The organism is Erwinia persicina NBRC 102418, from assembly GCF_001571305.1.
GTDB lineage: Bacteria > Pseudomonadota > Gammaproteobacteria > Enterobacterales > Enterobacteriaceae > Erwinia > Erwinia persicina.
The window spans coordinates 1-17,584 of record NZ_BCTN01000037.1 but is presented as its reverse complement, the minus strand read 5'-3'; the positions used below and the strand labels follow the sequence as shown (position 1 = coordinate 17,584).

The following is a 17,584-nucleotide window of genomic DNA, read 5'->3' as shown; positions in this document are numbered from 1 at the left end:
CCCTGAGACCCGCCCTTACCTCTGCTATTTAATAAAAAAATTCCGCTTTTAAATACTGGACGATTACGGCAACCACGCACAGTCCGGCAGCGATTAGCAACAGCCAGCAGAACACCCTGAAAGGGTAATTTCTCCACACGGTGGCGATGCTGCGCAGTTCGTCAGTGGAAAACCCTTTTAACCGGTGATGGAACAGACAGAGATAGGCTGCACTGTATATCACCCACAGCAAAGGGGTAAGCATCGCCAGGGTACGTCCCAGGGTAAGATAAAGGGCGAGCGGAATGGCAATAAACGGGATAAAGGCCAGGTCATCCCAGCGTTTTAACTTCTCCCTCAAGCGATCGTCCTGCTCTTTAATCGCTTTCTTACTGAGTGACATGGCCCGCTCTCTTTCCGTAAGAAGATAACAGAAGTTTATCAGGCCCCGGCCGGTGACGGGAAGCCCTCTAATTTTGAGAGGTCACGTCCGGTGCGCCTGGTGATCCAGCCGCCTGCCTGAGCAAAAAATAGCGCTTCTGTAACTGCGCTAGCGCGATTAAAGCCTGCTGTCGTTCCGTCTCAGACGGGCTGGCGGCATAACGACGCAGACGTTCCTCAGCCGGTAGTGCGCGATTAAACGCCTGAGTCACGTCGTACACCACCAACTTGAGCTCGCTCACCGTGATATATTTTCCGCGCTGGCCATCGAGGGCATTCAGTCTGGCGGTCAGCTGCTGCAGCTGCGCCATCCCCTCCTGCCAGCCTCCCATCGTGTCTGCCGGTAGCGCCGACGCACTCATCTGCTGTTGCCACGCGGTAGCCATTTTATCCGTAGCGGGATCCTGCGGGTTAAGCGTCTGTGCCTGATGCACCAGCCGCTGTCCGTAATTGAGCGTCCAGTCCGGATCAAGAGAGACCAGGCGCGACAGCTGTTGCTGCGTGCGCGGCGTAAGCTTGTCCGGCAGCGTATTATTCATCTTCAGATGGTTTAGCTGTTCATCTGACAGCGGTAACGCCTGCGCCGACAGGGATGCGTTCAACTGGGATAGCAGCACATCCGGTCGGTGCAGGGTCAGCCAGCCCCACAGGGCGACACTCCCCACCACCAGCGTGGCGGCGCCTCCCGCGATAAAAGGTTTCCAGAAGCGGGCTCTGACGGGCCACGACGTTTCTACATTAACTTTTTGCGCGGGCGGTGTCTGCGCCACATACACCCATTGTGCCGTGCCAGCCCCACTCTCCGCGCCTGCACCCGGCATGCTCTGCGTCGCAGCCGGTAACACCGCCGCTGACGCATCGCTGTTTTCCAGCCGTACCGCGCTGATGTGCATCAGCGTGGCCAGAGCGTCGAACTGACTCAGATGCTTTAACTCAAGGCGTTGCAGACTGTCATTAAGACGGCCGAGCTGCTGCTCTGCATGGTAAAGCTGGTTGAGGTCGCTGTAGCTGACCGGTTGTGTGCGCAGCCCCTGCTGCAGGCGTCGGCTCAACCCACTGAGGATTTCAATGCGGGCATGGACCGGCTGTGGCCACAGATTGCCCCACTGGTGGCAGATTAAGGCTTCGAGGATAGCCAGTCCTTCATTCAGCCCCGCCAGCCCGACCAGCTGCGTTCTGGCCAGCGTAAACCAGGCTGCGGTTTGCAGCTCAACGCCGTTTTTTTCAAATAACGACAGGCTGAGTTTTTCAACTAAATGCCAGTTCACATCCGGCCGTGCCGGGTGGGAGAGTTTGCCCAGTTCGTCGCGCAGGGCGGCATAATCCGGCAGCGTACGGGGATCGCCGCCGGTTTTCAGGTAACGTTCAGATAATGTTGTCATAAGCAGCTTCAGAGAGTGTTCGGAAAAGAGTGATGCCTGCTAAAGAGAAGCACGCGGGTCCAGGTACTGCTGCTGTTTCATATGGCGGATCAGCACTTTGCCCTCCGGCATAAATTCAGTGCCGTAGCGCACGAGGCCGATGCCTTTCAGCTCGGCATCGATGGCATAGCGCAACTCGCCGGGGATCGTCTGCGGCAGCATATCCACTCTGATGCTGTTGAGGCGCGGCTCGTAGCGCAGCAGTACGCCGGACAGCGTGGTCATCAGCTGATGTGCGGTGCCGGGCATCCCCTGCAGGATTTTGGTCATATCCGGCAGCCCATAGTCGGGCAGATGCGCCAGCGAACCGGCACGGCAATTAAGGATGCGCTGCATGTTATCGAGCACCGAAAGGATCACCTGGTTTTCCTCGCTGACGTTGTGCAGATCCAACCCGCCGCTGAAGTTGCCATAGAGCATTTCATACAGTGAGGGAGCGTTATGGGTGTGAGGCATTACTTGTCCTTAAGGGGTTGCAGCATTATCGTCTGCTGGTTCAGCTCAATCTGGCGGGCATCATCCGGGTCCAGATCGTCGCGACTGAGCACCAGACGCCAGCTATTGTTATTCCCATCGGGGGTGAGAAACATCGCGGCCACCGCGACAAAGCGGGTGCTGGCTTCCATCGGCATATCCACCGTCACCGCTTCCCCCGGACGCAGGCGAATATCTTTTTCCGTCAGCAAATCGGCCTTTAACGCCTGGCTGTCGGTAGCAAACAGCGAGGCATAATCCGTGCTGTCAAACGCCTTCCTGTCTTTCAACTGGTAGATCCTGACGACGGTGGACAGCGCCTGGCCACGTGCATTGTTATTCACCCCCTCGCGGGCGCGGATATCGAGGTGGAGGGTTTTTACCTGCTTATAAAAAATCGATTGGGTCACAGCAACAGTGCCGTCTGTCACTTTTTGAGTCAGCCCACAGCCAGCCAGTATCAGTGTGATACCGGCGGCCAGCGCAGCCAGAGGAAATCTACCAGCGGTAATCGCCATCTTCATCGGTCTCCCTGCGGTGAATATTTTCCTGTACCCGCTCATAGCGGCCCAGGTTAATGGTGATTGTGTTGGGGTGCGATGCGGTCTTAGCCGCATTCAGCGGTCGCATCACGGCAGTGCGGCCCAGCTGCACGGCGCCTGCCTGCGGTTTACTGCTCATGGTCGCGTCAGGCAGCAGACTGCGGTCAACACACAGCTGTAACCGCACATCGAGGCGGGAGCCAAGATAAACATGCAGCAGCGCCATCAGATCCATGTGCAATTCGCCACCGGGCAGCCAGCCCTGCACTTCAGCCGGGTCAGTGGTTGTCAGGCGCATCAGCACCTGGCTGTTCACGTCGGTGGCATAGTTGCCCATCACCGGACGGTTTGTCAGGGTGACGGGCTGGCTGACACTCATGGTCAGCGGCTTTTTCAGTGGCACACGGCGTTTGTCGTGGTGCCAGATTTTTACCTGCGTGCCAGGTGCCAGCAGGCGTACCAGCGAGGCCATGCCTTCCGCCGTCCGCCCCGGCAGCAGCATCACCGGCAGCAGTGCCAGAAAACGTGAAGCCGGGGCCGCGATACTGTCCGTGCAGCCATCAATCCCAAGCCCGGCCAGCCCCAGCAGGTACTGCGAGGTTTTGTCCTCCCCACCCTCTTCAAAGGTCGCCGGGTAGGAATATTTTCGCCAGATACGGTAGTACTGGGCAATCAGCCGGTGGTTGAAGATATCGAGGAAACCGGCGGTCGCCTCATACCCTTCCCGTCGCTGGGTGATGTCATTGACATAGTGCGTCGGCAGCGGAGACTCCACGCCGTACAGCCCCATAAAGGTGATACGCACCGTCGGCGGCAAATGAGGATGCTCTGGCGGTTCAATCCCTTTGATTTCGGAGGCCGGGAAGCCCATGCCCGGATGCGGCCGGAAACGCACCGGCTCATGACGTACCTGCCAGCTGCTGCCGATAACCGGTTTACCCGGCTGGTTCTGCTCCAGCAGCTGGCAGAAGCGATAAAAGTTCATGTACGCCAGCCGGTTCCCCAATTGCTCCATCAGCCGGGCAGGCGTGGACTGTGATTCTCTTTCCACCGGATGCATTTTCCTTCTGGCTGTACGATGAGGGTGAGCTGGTTGAACTGGTTCATGTCGGCATACAGCGCAAAGAACCGGTTGAGCATTTCGCCAAACAGGTGAATATCCCCCTCGCCGGTGAAGCCGTTGCTGTCGAGAGTCACTTCGATATCCAGCCCCCGCAGCAGGAAGCCCTGCTCAAAACGTTGCAGGCGGTGGTGCCCCACATGCTGGATCGCCTCCAGACGTCGGGTGTTCAGTTCATCTTCCTGCCAGTTATAGAGCGCCAGCGTTCCGCGCAGCACTTCGGCGGTGCTCATCATGTTCAGGAACCCGGATCCCAGGTGGCTCAGTACGCGCCAGTGGAAACGGTCTTCAGCAGGCGGGTAAACCGGCAGCGTGGGTTTACAGAGGTTTTTCACCGACAGCGGTGTCTGTACCACCGGCTCACAGCGGTCGAGCAGCGTGCTCTGCAGCGCCCGGCGCGGTAACTGACCGTTGGTGCCGGTGATTTGCAGCGACACGGCTTCGCGCTCAAACAGGCGGTCATCTTCCCACTGGTGGCCACCGAGGATAAGCCAGGTGTCATACAGTCCGGTGACGCTGCGTTTCACGCGGGTGTGATAATACCGTGGCGGTGCCTGACGTCGCATCATCCCGCCCTTGTGACGAAAGCTGCTGAACGGCACGTATTCAGCATCACTGGTGCGGTTTGAACCGGTGACCGAATCCACGGCATAAATTTCGGTGTGCCCGTCCTGCAGTCGTTTGGGGCGCAGCAGATACTCACTTTCAAGCCCGCTGATGGTGAGCGGGTCCGCTTCCAGGGTGAACAGGTTAATCACCGGCACACAGTGCAGACGAACCGCGTCATCAGCGACCGGCAGGTCAGATGGCCATGGCGTACTGAACACGACGTCGATGTCGAAGTACTCTGCTCCTGCAGGCGGCGTGATCCCGTCCAGACCGTTGAGGTGGATAAACATAAATTTGTCGCGGAAGGTAAAATACTCCAGCAGCAGTTGGTAACCGCTGAAGGCGGTATCCCCTTTCGGCCACAGACCGTCTTCCTCTGCAAATCCTCCCGGCGAGAAGTACCCGTCAAGGCGAATGCGGTCGGCCTGCCCGGGCAGGCGCATATACAGGGCGGCCTGCCGTCTGGTCAGCATCAGGTGCAACTGACTGCTGACGGGTGCATCCGCACCGAGATAGAGACTCAGATGACTGAGGTCAGCATGGGACCAGTCCGCCTGGGTGCTGCAGGCAAAGCGCATCCTCAGCAGCGAACGCCCGTCAGGCTCGGTGGTCATGGTCACCCCGGAGATGTTCAGCGGGTTGAGCATCACATCGCGGGTGGTGCGGTAGCGGCAGACCGTGTTTTTTGGCCCCACCGGGCGGGAGTACACCTCCAGACCTGCGGGCATCACTTCCGCCATCTTCACGGCCTGAAGCGCGGGCGTGAATGCCACCACAGAGAGTGACGGAATGGTACGCAGGTAGTGAGGCCAGAGCATACTGACCAGCCCTTCGGTCAGCTCCGGCAGGTCGTCGTCAATCTTCTCCCGCAGCCGCCCCATCGAGAAAGCAAAGCCTTCAAACAAACGTTCGACATACGGATCGGGCGTGCCAGCCTTATCCAGGTCGAGCATCGCTGCACGATCGGGATGGGTTTGTGCGAACTCTTTCGCGGCTTCACGCAGGTAGCGCATTTCTGCATCGAAATAGCGCAGGGTCAAATCTTCCATTTATTTCTGTTCCTGTGGATTTAACCGCAAAGCACGGCGGCACGGGCAGGATCGACGGCGATCAGCCCGGCAAGTAACTGGTCCATTACCGGTGTCAGGCGGGCCTTATCGGCCTCACTGCGACCGGCTTTCAGCCGCAGGAGTTTCAGATGGCGGGCCTGTACCTCGAACAACAGCTCAGGCTCCCATGCTGAGAGGGTCACCTCACTGGCCCGCTCACCCAGCTCTGCAAACAGGTGTACCGCCAGTTCATTTTTACCGTACTGCTCGGCAATGCGCCCCATCAGCAGGCGCAGCAGCCACTGCTGTCGCGCCGTCGTGACGCCCGGGCGGTTCTGCAACCAGCCCAGCGCGGCATCCGGGCCTTCACTGTCAGCCAGCGCCACGGCTTCCGGTTCCAGCGCCAGAATGTCTTCGTTGCCGGCGCTAACCGGAGCGGATGTGGTGTCGTTGCCCCAACCGCCTGCGGTGCCCAGCACGCTCTGCTGGATCCAATTCAGCGTCACTTCATCGGCAAACGGCGTTCCGTCACTGAACGCCAGCGTTTCCAGCCCGGACAGTCGCGACAGCAGCCCTTTCAGGTCAGCGGTAATAATGTCGGCCAGCGTCTCCTGGCCTGATTTCGTCAGTGCATGATGGATATACCACTGCAAATCCAGCCACAGGTGATTGGCACCGCGGGAAAACGTGCTGTCGGCCGTTTCCAGCATTTCAGCCCAGTTCTGCTGCAGGTAGAGGCGTTTGAGTAACGCGCGCTGATCCGCCCTTGGCGGCTCGATGCGCGTACGCCCCTGAACATCTGGGGCCGGGATGGCCCGCAGAGTGTCATGGCGCAGGCTTTTCATCAGATGGTGTGCTGACAGCCAGCCGTCCGGCTGCTCACGCAGATATTCGGTGAGCGTGCGGCCCTGGGCCAGCAAATCCTGACCAGAGGTGATGCGCCCAATGAGCGGGGCATCGCTGTGGCTGGCCGTTGAGGGGGTTTCGCCGGTGCTGGCGTTCTGCGGTACCACCGCATCCACACCACCGGCTTTCTGCAGACGATTTTCCAGCGCCCCATACAGCGCGTTAAGTTCCGGGCGGGTTTCATCGGGCTCATTTTCGGTCAGCCCGGCGATCAGCAGCAGCGCCCCGGTAGTACGCATCGCATCGATCCTGACCACTTCCGGGTACAGGGAAAGCGAGTCGGTCATGCGCGACCCTGCCAGCCATTCCAGTGCCGCCTTACGGCTGCGGTTACGCTGTGGATGCAGCTTTGTACCAAAGCGTTCCAGCAGCCCGGCCAGCAGTTCAAGCCCTTCGGCCAGCCCCTGTTCACCTTCGCGGTGCAGTTTCGCCCAGCAGTAGTACGTTGCCACGCGGATGTCTTTCGCGGTGGTGGTCAGCAGCTTCTCTGCCAGCCGGCAGACGAGTTCGGTATCCGCGCCTGAGAGTTTATTGACCTCCTCGCGCATCTGCTGGAAGTCATCGTCATAGCCAGGATCCTCGCCGGCGGGCGATAAACCGGACAGCGGCTGCAGCCAGTTATCCCACTGCGCCACGCGTTCACGGGTAGTGGCAAGCAGTGATTCCGGTTCGGTCTGGCAGGCGCTGAGTAAGACGTTCAGGGTACTCATCAGTAAACCTCCTCTGCAACATTGCCAGCACGGGCAATCTGGTCTGATGGTGCAATACCGGTGGTGCTGAAGATGGTTTCCGGCAGGCGGAAATGACGCAGCTTCAGCAGTGCCAGCGGGCCTTCTCCCGCTTCGGTACGCAGGGTGTAATTGAGTTTGCGGCCGTCCTGGGCTTTCCAGCTCAGGCTGTAACTGCTGCCGATACCCGGGTAAGCGCTGACGGTGGCTTTATCGAGCAGTCTGATCCAGCCCCAGGCACCCGGAATATCGGCGTACTGGCGGGTGCCCGCCTGCGTGCTTATCCAGCTCAGGTTTGCTCCCGGGGCTTCCGTATCTGCAGGCCAGGTGAAACGCTTCCACGCCGGGAGCTGGTTCACATAGGACAGCTTCTGGCTGTCGATAATCATGTCGGTCTGCATCACGCCATTGGCCGTGCCCGGACGCAGCTCGAAATTCATGCCGGCATTGCCTTCGGTGAAGGCCACATCCGAGAGTTGACTCAGGGTATTGATAGCGTTGAGGAACGCCGGGTTAAAGGCCAGCCCCTGCGAGTTGATACTGTCCGGTACCCAGTGGTTACCTTCTTTTTGCAGCACGCCCTTGAGGCGGGTCTGCAGGAACTGCGCGATACGCCCGGAATCGGCGTTGAGATATTTAGCCAGCAGCGGCAGGGAAACATCACTGCTGGAGTTGCTGAACGGATAGCGGCCACCGAAGGCACTGTTCCACTCGGCCACCACCGCCTGCTGCCACTGGGCGTTGAGGCTGCTGGCCGCCGGGGTCAGCACCTGCTGCCAGGCCTGCTCCATCGGGTTCACAAACACCGTGTGGCCAAAGCCGCTCCACTCCTGACCCAGACCGGCGGCAATGAGGCTGCCGTAGTCGCGGGTTTCGGTCAGATCCACAGCCTTGCCCTGGAATACGGTCCGGGCAATGGTCTGGGTCATGGCCTGCGGGTCGGCGGCATTGGTCACCTGCTGCAGGCGCAGACGCACCTGGGTGACACGCGTCAGATACGACTGCAGACTCTGCTCCTGTGCTCCCGCGCGGTTCCTGTCCATCAGCGCCAGCACCGGACCAAAGGTCGCATCCAGCGGCCCATGGGCACCGGCACTCTGGTCAATGGCATCCTTGTTATCACCGCCGAGCAGGTTTTTGGCCGATTTCACCAGGGAATCCGAAATGGCTTCTCCGGTTTGCCCGGTGCGCCCCTGCACATTCAGGGTGTTCATCAGCGCCACCAGAGGCGACTGGCGCACGTCGGCCATCAGGGTCAACTGGTCAATAGAGTCCGACAGCGTGGCCGCCTGACTCCAGCGCAGGCTGTTCAGGAATTCCAGCCAGGCACCGCCAAAGTCAGCGAAGTAGCGCTCCGTCAGGCGCTTTTTCAGCGCTTCCGGGGAGATTTCATCCTGCCTGTTCACCTGATGCTTACTGTCGGTGAGCACCCAGTCGAGCTCGTCCCGGCGCGCCTTCACCACCTTCCCGATGGCGGGCTGCACCGCCTGCGTCCAGGCCTGAAGTGTAAACATCCCCGGAACAATTTCGGTGGTGCTGAACAGGCGGGATGCGTCGGTATCGCCGGTCATGTCTTCAAGGCGCATATCGGCATACAGATGCGCCACCTGAGAGAGCATCTTCTGGTACAGGGTCGATTCGCTGTTACGTACGCCCATCAGGCGAACCAGCAGGGAGCGCGCCTGGCTGACCATATTTTCATCGGCACGGAGCTTCCACACCGGGTGCGCAGCCAGCTGCGCGCCATAGAACGACAGCAGTGACGGGGCCAGCCCCTGCCAGATACTGTCTTTCACGCCATCACGCTTCGGCCAGTCATGCAGCAACGCGGTACTGAACCAGCCTGCATCCATATGTTCCGGACGCGCCAGCATCAGGTAGAGTTTGAGCTGCTCCCAGGTGTGTTTTGCCATCTGCTCACGCAGCGGGCTACCCGGCGGCAGCGCGTTAAAGGCGCTGACCTGCTTCTGCAGGTGGTCTGCGGCCGCATCCCGCAACAGCGGCAGTGCGCTGTCCTGATAACGCGGCCACAGTGCCGCCAGCAGGGCATTATTCTGGCTCAGACCGGCCTTTTCGTACCACGGAATACCGTGTTCAGAACGGTACTGCAGACGAGCCAGTGTTTTCTGCAGTTCCGACAGCGCGTGCAGACGCTGCTCCAGCGGCTGATTTTGTCGCGAAGCCATTGCAGCCCGGGCATTCGCAGCGTCAATCTGACTGCGGTTGGTGACATACGCGATGCTCATCCATGCAGCCCAGCCCACCATCGCCAGGGCGATAACCGACGCAAACACCTTGCGCCAGGGAATGCCCGGCTTAACAGGGCGCAGTGCGGCAGGCAGCATCCGGACCGACTCTGGCAGGACATCCCAGTGTTTATCCATGCCCCAGTGGTGCGGCACGGCGCGTTCGGCACCCGCTGAGAGCTGACTGAACACCACGCCAGCCAGCGGCAGCGGGCGGTACGGATTGAGCATCACCGACAGCGGTGCGGTCACGCTTTCCGGCTCACGAATGAGCTGGTCGGCAAGCATCAGCAGGAAGTTATGTTTCACTTCACCACAGGCCTGCTGCAGCCCCTGTGAAGTCAAATCCGGCGTCAGGGCGGAGAGTTGTTCTGCCAGCCCTTCGGTACGACAACCGGTAGGTAACAGACAGCCGGTAGCCTGGGTAATGCGCCCTTCCGGCTGACCGGCGCGCAGATGCAGGGACCAGACGTACAGCGGGAGCTTCCAGCCAAGCGTTTCCATACGCGCGCTGATGGCGTGCGACAGGGAATCCATGGTGCTTTCAGACGGCACCGGCAGCGGCGGTTCCAGCCCTGGCGCAGATAGCTGATCAAATGCTGAAGTGACCCACACCAGCCCATCCACCGGACGACGGCGCAGCTTGCGCAGCGCGATCAGCCAGGCACTGTCTGCGGGCGTATTGAGGTCACCGCCCCACAGCAACAGCGTGCCGCGATCTTCCTGCCAGAGCTGACCTGTAAGACCTGGCGTCAGTTGCTCCACTTCAGCGGCAGTACCGGTTATCAGCAGGATGCGAACTTTACGTCCCCAACGCCGACCGTAGAGGTTACGCATGGCGTCACGGATCTCAGCAACGGATGGAAAATGAGTGGCGACAGGAGTCGTCTGCAAATTTTGTTTTTTGCCATGGCTGAGAACATTTTCCGGTCGGTACAGAGTCTGCTCCTTTTTATAGTGGTTGCGTTGCAGGAAATAAAAGGCAACAGCCAGAATCAGTAAAAAAGAGAAAATACATCCCCAAAGAGTCCACGCTGTATATTTTGTTATTTTCCAGGAAGCAAGCTCACCCTGCCAGACAAATAGCAGAAAAGCAGTTATCCCTGCCAGACCTATGATGAGAATAATATAACCAACAATACCATAACGAGATTTTGGCAATGACACTTCCGTTGTCATGAAAATAACTCCCGGGTTATCAGACAAAGTGAATACATATTTTTCTCATTTCGGGAAATATATAACTGCATTTCGCCAGTATGCTTTGCTGCATCAGCCAAAAGGGAAACTACCACCGGAAACATCAACGGGCCGGGTGGCCCGAATGAGTGTTCAAGGGAGATTAGAGGGCGTCTTTCCGACAGAGGCCATTGTTTTGATGTAGCGTGTTGAACTAGCCGTGTACGCTCATCAGCATCCATACCCGATAACCAGAGGTAACGTATCGGCTCTTTTTCCAGTCGGTTATATTCAGATAGCTTATCCAGCGCCCCGGTCAGGGAGTCAGAAGACAGACTCCTTCCCACGCCAGCGATAATAGGAAGTGCATTCTGGCTGGCGAAACGCTCAGAGGTGATTAATTGTGCGGTGATGAATTCACTGTATTTTTCAGCCTGACTCCCTGTCCAGTCTTGTAGACAAAGTAAAAGGCCCAAACCGGTCAATTCTTTTTCATCATCAGCACAAAATAATTCTGGTGAACCTGCATATTCCGGGCGCAGCTCCCATTGTTGATAAACAGTCTGTTCTATCGTTTCTTTCTGATATTTTTCCTGGTACTGGATCACTATTTTACTGAGGTGATGGCGGTAGCCTGGACATTGCTTTTCAATTTCTCGATCGATAAATTTTAAACGTTCACGCAGACCAGATAAATGAGCAAAAAGGGGACGTGCTTTTTCAGGGTATGCAGGTATATCGTCAGGATTTCCCAGCAATGCACCAACGCCTTTTTTCTCCGGGGTCAGTACGACATTCCCCACCACAATCTGTTGTTTTCTGCTCCAACGCTGCCATTGTTGCTTGGTTCTCGCTGTTTCTTCATTCCATAGCAGGGCAGCATTGACAGACTGTTCATAGCGATGAAATGCCAGACCAAAAAAACACAACCAGAGTAATGTTGCAGGTAACATGCCATACACTAGAGCCTGACCGTAACTTGTCGCTTTCCCCGGAAAAACCGCGAGTAAGGTCCCTGCCATTGTCATAACCAACAAAATAATGACCCAGCGTCTGTAATCCGGTTGGGTTACCACCGTCTTTGTGGGTATTTTGGGGATAGGCCATGACATAATCAGGACTCAATAGCACAGTCGGTATGTGAGCCGATAATCCGGCAACCACATTCACAGAGACAATGATCAACCACAACGGACACACCATTTTCATAAGCAGTGGGATCTCCTTCGGTTATTCGATTGGTACCGTGCTCAGGGCAGGAGACCAGGTCGCCAACCAGTGCCACCTGGATGCCGTTAACATATAGGGAAGATGAAGCTGAAATTATTTTACCACCATGCGTAGTGGCATCCCCCAGACAAGCCAGTGCCGACATAATATATTCCTTATTCATTAAGTCTATTACGGGGTAATTAGAAGCTTAAATAATTATAACTCACAGAACGATCACATCTCATATTAAAAAAATGAGTTAAATGCACTAAAAATAACACCATGAAAAATTAATACTGATTATATTCTATATAGACAGATGAGTTAAAATACTTCATTTGAAAACTCCATGCGAATTTTAATTAATAAAACCTTAGCGCGCCATCACCTAATAAAACAAAAAAAAGCCATGCTGAGAGAGGGAGAAAAACACATCCCAACGCCCGGATCTGAGCGGGATTTTTTCGATCTCTAAGGGCTGAAAAAGAGAAACCCAGCCCTAACATTGATATCCATGTAAGAAATACTTCCAGCTCATTAAACATTGCTTACTATTACTCCTAAATATTTATTGAAAGCACCATTTATCATCGCAACTGAAATGCAGCTTTAAATAGACACACTATCAGTTCCATAAGAGTTTTTTAAGGCCTGCGCCCTTAAAATTTATAGAAATAATTACAAATAGTTATACTTCGCTCTCAGCGAGAAGTGTATGATTTTTCAGAATGCATTTGGTCTGTATCTGAATGTCCGGATTATTCTGTCCCATATATCAACCAGCTGTGGATCCGTATAGCTCTTCATCTCATGGCCAGAGTTATCTAATTCTACTGAAAAAACCGGGTGATTATCATCAGCAACTTTTTCATTTCCATAAAGCGTAAAATTATAATAAGGAACATTTTTATCCTCTGGCCGATAGATATCCTGATTCGCTTTAATCAGCCACTCTTCTGCATTTATCCCAGGAAGGTTAACCGGCCCTTTTCTGAGCGTGTGCGCCCCAATCCTGATCATCAGCGGAGTTATTTCGTCACCCCGCTCCATTAGCGTCTCGCCCTTTCCAATGGTGCTGTTGCTGTTTACTATCAGTTCAAAATCGCCATGACGGTACAACATGCTAATCTTTTCATCCGACTTAATATTAGCATCGCTTATAAAACCCTCTGGAATACAGACTCCTGGCAGAGTGGGCACTTCGTTGTTTGCTCTTCCCTTCAGTCTTGAAAGCAGGCCTTGGATTTCTGCCAGCTTCTGAGGTTTGTTATTCAGAGAGCTTTCCTTCATTCCACTGTTCAAATATTCACTTCTGTCCTGCTGATATTTTGGATCGGATACATCCCTGATTTTCGATGTCACTATAAATGCCACGCCATTATTATATAAATGTCCCTCAAGAATACGCCCGAAGCCAGGAACACTTTCGTTTATATTACGATCAAAAATGACCGTATTTTCATTTATGCGGTACACCTGTTTCAGAAAAGGCTGATCTTCAGGGTCAACTGTGTGGCTGTTTTTTAACTCCTGCTCACGCAAGCGAATACGCTGTTCAAATGCCGGACGATATAACCGACTGCTGGAAATACTGACGTCATTAATTTTCACCTGGTCCGCCAGAGTATTATTAAAAGAAACGGGGACATCAAAAATGTAGCGACCAAGGCACTGCGGTTTCGTCTGCTCAAAAAGCGTATACGTCATCTGTTTTTCCTCTGCAGTCAGTGGCGATACCGGCCACGCGCGGGTTAATAACCAGTACGCTGTGGATAACGCCAGCGTAACGGCAAACAATCCAAGCCATAAATGCCTTACCCGCATGGCGTCACCTCCCTGACCATTTTTATAATCGACCGTAACGTGAACTTAATTGCGACAGAAAGGCCGTTTTCAGTGCTGAGATCTCCCACGGCATAGGCCCCCTCATGATCCACTTCAGTGGCCAGCAGCGAACGAATACCGGAAAATGAGATACGCCCCGCACGGACCGGCACGGTGCCGTCGCCCGGACTGCCGGAGGAGATCAGTTCAAGCGTACTCCCCTGTACATGACGGTAGGAGGGCAATTCCAGCGGTACGCCAAACACCGGCCTTGGTGCCGGGATCTGCTGCCATATCAGATGATCGTCGGAGGGGTGATTTTTACTGGCGCCGTAAAATGCGTACGTATTGGGATGATATTTACTCTTTAATTTTTCGATAAATTTTTTGATATCATTTTTTATCCTGTCCTGATATTTCTCCCATTCTTTAGCTGTATCATCCAGAAGCAGCTCTTTCTCACACAGTCGCCACCAGTCATGTTTATTAAGATAAATTTCCGTATAAGGGTCGGACTCCGGTTTATTTACACTCTCTGTACTGCTATGAATTTTCAGCCATCTCGTCCCGTAGGCCTTACCCGGCAGCAGCTGCAACGGGCCGGGCGACTGGGCCAGCACCGGCATCAGATTGGCCGCGTCAGCACCAATAACCGCCCCGACGATGCCCCGTTCTCCCGTTTTCATACGCCGGTACGCTGCGGGAGACCCCAGATCCGGCATGACACCATGCACAATGCCAAGGATATTTTCCCTGCCGTTCATGTTTTCTGAATATTGCCGGGCGACCAGGCCGCCCATGGAGTGCGTGATCAGGATCACTTTACTGACGGCAAGCCTGCCGTGATAGGTGCTCAACACCTGGCTGATATAGCGGTCAAGATGCTTGGCAGACTCCGCATTTGACTGAAGCCAGTTATAACCAAAGACATGCAAGGGAAATAAAAAATCATAACTCTGCCTGACCTCATCTTCTGTCAGCGCTTCTTCGCCTTTTTCTGCACCTAAGTCCTCACCAATAAGCCACTGTCGGGGAGTGCGTCTGTGGGTGCCATTAACCAGGTTATCAAGCAGAATATGACCGTCATTCAGCATGCATTGCAGGGTATGGAGTGGTTCGCCATAACTCTTGTAAAGTGCACTGCCCCAGCCGCGTTCCTCTCTGCTGGGAAACATTTTTCCTTCGAGGTCGCTATAAAGTACCTTACCGGTTAGATCCACTTCGGTAGTCGTAGGATCTAACAATTCTTTCCTTTCTTTTTTCGCTTTAACCGTCCATGCCAGCGCATCAATCCCCTCATACAGATCGGCATGCCAGACTTTCTTATCTGAGCCGGCCTTTTTCAGGTTCGATCCCATTACGCCCGGCAGGAAAATTATCGGGATCACTTTCTCCGCAACTTTAGGACAGACAACCACCAGATTATCCTCTGCTCTGGCATTCGGCAGGGTGTAAAATGCCCGCCCATTTTCATCATATTCGGGCAAAATCACTACTTCGTTTTCCGCTGCTCCCGTCATTTTATTTTTCGTCCTTAAACCGCATTCTGTTAGTCACCACATCAGCTTGCTTCAGTACAACACTCTTACCATCTTCAGCTGTTGATACGATTTTGCTGGCTGCATCTTCAGCTTGCATGTGCAGTGTTTGACCAGACAATGCCGCATTATCATAGAGATGGACAGCTTTAGGGGTATAAGCAAAATCGGCCTTATCCCACTTTTGTGCCATCTCGCTGGCACTCTGCCCGCCAAACTTCTGCCATACTGCCGCCCGCTGGATAATCTTGTCCGGGGCGCCACTTTCAACTTCACCATTGCCTATTCGCAGATAAGCACCACCGCTACCCACCAGTAAAATATCCTGCTCAGCACGAATAATCACTTTGCCTCCACTGCTGCTGATACGAATATCCTTCAGAGCATCTAGCGTCATCTCATCGCTTTGCGCCTGAATCTGCACTTGCCCTTTACCAGCAAACAATTTGATCCCCAGCTTCTGGGCATACAGACTAATTCGTTCTCCCGCTGCGACCGTCAGTTTCTTCAGAATGCTAAAATCGGTATTGCCGCCACTGGTCGCCGTGATATTTTCTCCAGCGGATAGTTGCAGGGTTTTCGGCGTCACGTGGGCAATCCCTTCCGGGGCAGACAGAAGTAAAGCTGATTTTTGGAGATCCCTTAGCGCGTTGCTCAGTAAGGTTTTCTGCGTCTGTAGATCTGCCAGCTCTGCCTTTGCTATATCGGCTGCGCTGCTTAACGACTCCGCCAGGCTCTGAGCCTGTTGCAACTGGCTCAGAGCTGCAGCCATATCCAGCATCATTCCCTTAGCTGAAGGCTGTTTATCTGCAGTGATAAACACCCCGGCTCCACCCCGGATAGAAACGTATCGGTCAGTACGCAACTCAACACCTTCGCCACGAAGAGTGCGAGAAGCATCGACGTTGTGCCCTAAATTAAGTTGGGTCTTACCGCCATACTCCGTACTGAGCTTGATATGCTCTTCGCCGCGCTTGTCTTCCATCCGCAGCTTGTTCAGGCCAGCTGTGCGGATAACATTGCGCGTACTGTTGGCTTCAGTGACGTGGTCAACGTGGCGGGAATCATGCAGCGCGTGGGCGATATACGGCCGGTCCGGGTCACCTTCGTGGAAGGCAATGGCCACTTCAGTACCCTGTATCAGCGGGAAGTGGAAGCCGTACTTGTCACCACCGTAAGGTTTGGCGAAGCGTACCGGCATGCTTTCCATGCCCTGACGCCTGTCGTCGCGGTCGGCATCGAATTTTACCCGGTACATACCTGAGGCATCCTGCCAGGCATAGATGTCGTTATCCTTGGCGCTGGTCACACGCGCCGTCAGGGTGCCGCTGACCACCGGACGCCTTTTAGCAGCAGGACGCCAGCATCGGTTCTCGTAGTAAGGCATCCCTTCCCACGTCACTGACAGAGCATTCTTACGGCTGGCGATATAGCCCGTGCGGGTAATGATTATGCCGTTCTCCGTTTCTGTTGGTAGCGTTGGCAGTACCACACTCTCACTGATGGTCAGCACCTGGGCCGGGGAAAGCAGGGCATCATTACTGCACCCGCTTATAGTCGTCTGTCCTGACAGAAAACGCTCGTGCTCCAGGCGCGCCCAGAAGTTACCGGTTTCTGCTGAGGGAGTGATTTTGTCACCACGTTCAAGATGACGCGGGCGATAATGGTACACATCCCCATAGGTAACACCGTCACCGTCGCCACGGGTCATGTCCGCTGGCACAGAGGTCAGCACATTCTGGGCTTCACGGTGATTGTAATCACTGGCGGTGACAGAGCGCTCAACCACGTTCTGTCGGACGTTAACGTCCCATACCGAGTCCGCTGCATTATCACTCATTCCCGACGGGCTGCTGAGTGGCAGAGATTTACCGAACGTCCAGGCACTCTGTTTGTCAGCAAAGTTCACCACCTCAGTCTGCGTGTCGGGCTGCAGGGTGAAGAAATAGAAAATCCCCACCTCGGCCAGCAGACGCTCAATGAACGCGAGGTCGTCTTCCTTGTACTGGTTAATCTGTTCACGCTTCGGATAGTCAGCTTTGAGAGTAAACTCGTACTCCCAGCCTTTCAGGCCGTGTTCCTGCAAGACTTCGGTGACCACTTCCGGTACCGACTTGTTGACGAAAAAGCGGTGGGTACGGAATTGCCTGCGCAGCAGAGACAGGAACGGCTCAATAATAATCTGGTACGTCGCCTGGTCACGTGAACCGCTGATACGCTTAAAATGCGTTACCACGCCATGAACCACTTTCTGCCCGGTCAGCCCCATCAGTGGCCCGGTTCCCATGGTCAGCGTGGCAGGCCTGGTCAGCAGCT

13 protein-coding genes are annotated in these 17,584 nt (G+C 55.1%); all 13 read right to left on the bottom strand.

The window, feature by feature from the left end; translation table 11 throughout:
- Positions 1–28: 28 nt before the first annotated feature.
- Positions 29–382, bottom strand: coding sequence for a hypothetical protein (locus EPE01S_RS22095; protein ID WP_062749485.1), 354 nt, complete (start codon positions 380–382; stop codon positions 29–31).
- Between the two features lie 67 nt (positions 383–449).
- Positions 450–1,802 (bottom strand): VasL domain-containing protein, encoded by a 1,353-nt coding sequence (locus EPE01S_RS22090; protein WP_062749484.1) that lies wholly within the window; start codon positions 1,800–1,802, stop codon positions 450–452.
- A 39-nt stretch (positions 1,803–1,841) separates the two neighbouring features.
- A complete protein-coding gene (gene tssE, locus EPE01S_RS22085; RefSeq protein ID WP_062749482.1) occupies positions 1,842–2,297 on the bottom strand; it encodes a type VI secretion system baseplate subunit TssE in 456 nt (151 codons plus the stop codon).
- The gene (gene tssJ, locus EPE01S_RS22080) at positions 2,297–2,833 is read right to left on the bottom strand and encodes a type VI secretion system lipoprotein TssJ (RefSeq protein WP_174522440.1); all 537 of its coding nucleotides are present in this window, start codon (positions 2,831–2,833) and stop codon (positions 2,297–2,299) included. Before tssJ ends, tssE begins: the two co-directional genes overlap by 1 nt.
- Positions 2,814–3,917, bottom strand: coding sequence for a type VI secretion system baseplate subunit TssG (tssG, locus tag EPE01S_RS22075; RefSeq protein WP_062749478.1), 1,104 nt, complete (start codon positions 3,915–3,917; stop codon positions 2,814–2,816). Before tssG ends, tssJ begins: the two co-directional genes overlap by 20 nt.
- The gene (gene tssF / locus EPE01S_RS22070; protein ID WP_062749475.1) at positions 3,872–5,635 is read right to left on the bottom strand and encodes a type VI secretion system baseplate subunit TssF; all 1,764 of its coding nucleotides are present in this window, start codon (positions 5,633–5,635) and stop codon (positions 3,872–3,874) included. The genes tssG and tssF overlap by 46 nt, the downstream gene beginning before the upstream one ends.
- A gap of 20 nt (positions 5,636–5,655) precedes the next feature.
- Positions 5,656–7,251: a type VI secretion system protein TssA gene (gene tssA / locus EPE01S_RS22065; RefSeq protein WP_062749473.1), complete on the bottom strand. Its 1,596-nt coding sequence runs from the start codon at positions 7,249–7,251 to the stop codon at positions 5,656–5,658.
- On the bottom strand, positions 7,251–10,352 hold the full coding sequence (locus EPE01S_RS22060; RefSeq protein WP_255210176.1) for an ImcF-related family protein: 3,102 nt from the start codon (positions 10,350–10,352) through the stop codon (positions 7,251–7,253). Before EPE01S_RS22060 ends, tssA begins: the two co-directional genes overlap by 1 nt.
- Before the next feature lie 338 nt (positions 10,353–10,690).
- Positions 10,691–11,806: a KPHS_23130 family T6SS system protein gene (locus EPE01S_RS22055; RefSeq protein WP_062749469.1), complete on the bottom strand. Its 1,116-nt coding sequence runs from the start codon at positions 11,804–11,806 to the stop codon at positions 10,691–10,693.
- A 2-nt stretch (positions 11,807–11,808) separates the two neighbouring features.
- Complete coding sequence (locus tag EPE01S_RS23150) at positions 11,809–12,069, bottom strand: PAAR domain-containing protein (RefSeq protein WP_373279696.1); 261 nt, start codon at positions 12,067–12,069, stop codon at positions 11,809–11,811.
- Between the two features lie 560 nt (positions 12,070–12,629).
- Positions 12,630–13,613 carry a Tli4 family immunity protein gene (locus EPE01S_RS22050; RefSeq protein WP_062749467.1) on the bottom strand — a complete coding sequence of 328 codons (984 nt, stop codon included), beginning with the start codon at positions 13,611–13,613 and terminating at the stop codon, positions 12,630–12,632.
- A gap of 107 nt (positions 13,614–13,720) precedes the next feature.
- Complete coding sequence (locus tag EPE01S_RS22045) at positions 13,721–15,250, bottom strand: lipase family alpha/beta hydrolase (RefSeq protein WP_062749465.1); 1,530 nt, start codon at positions 15,248–15,250, stop codon at positions 13,721–13,723.
- Position 15,251: 1 nt separating this feature from the next.
- On the bottom strand, positions 15,252–17,584 hold a 2,333-nt coding region (locus EPE01S_RS22040), incomplete at its 5' end, for a type VI secretion system Vgr family protein (RefSeq protein ID WP_062749463.1).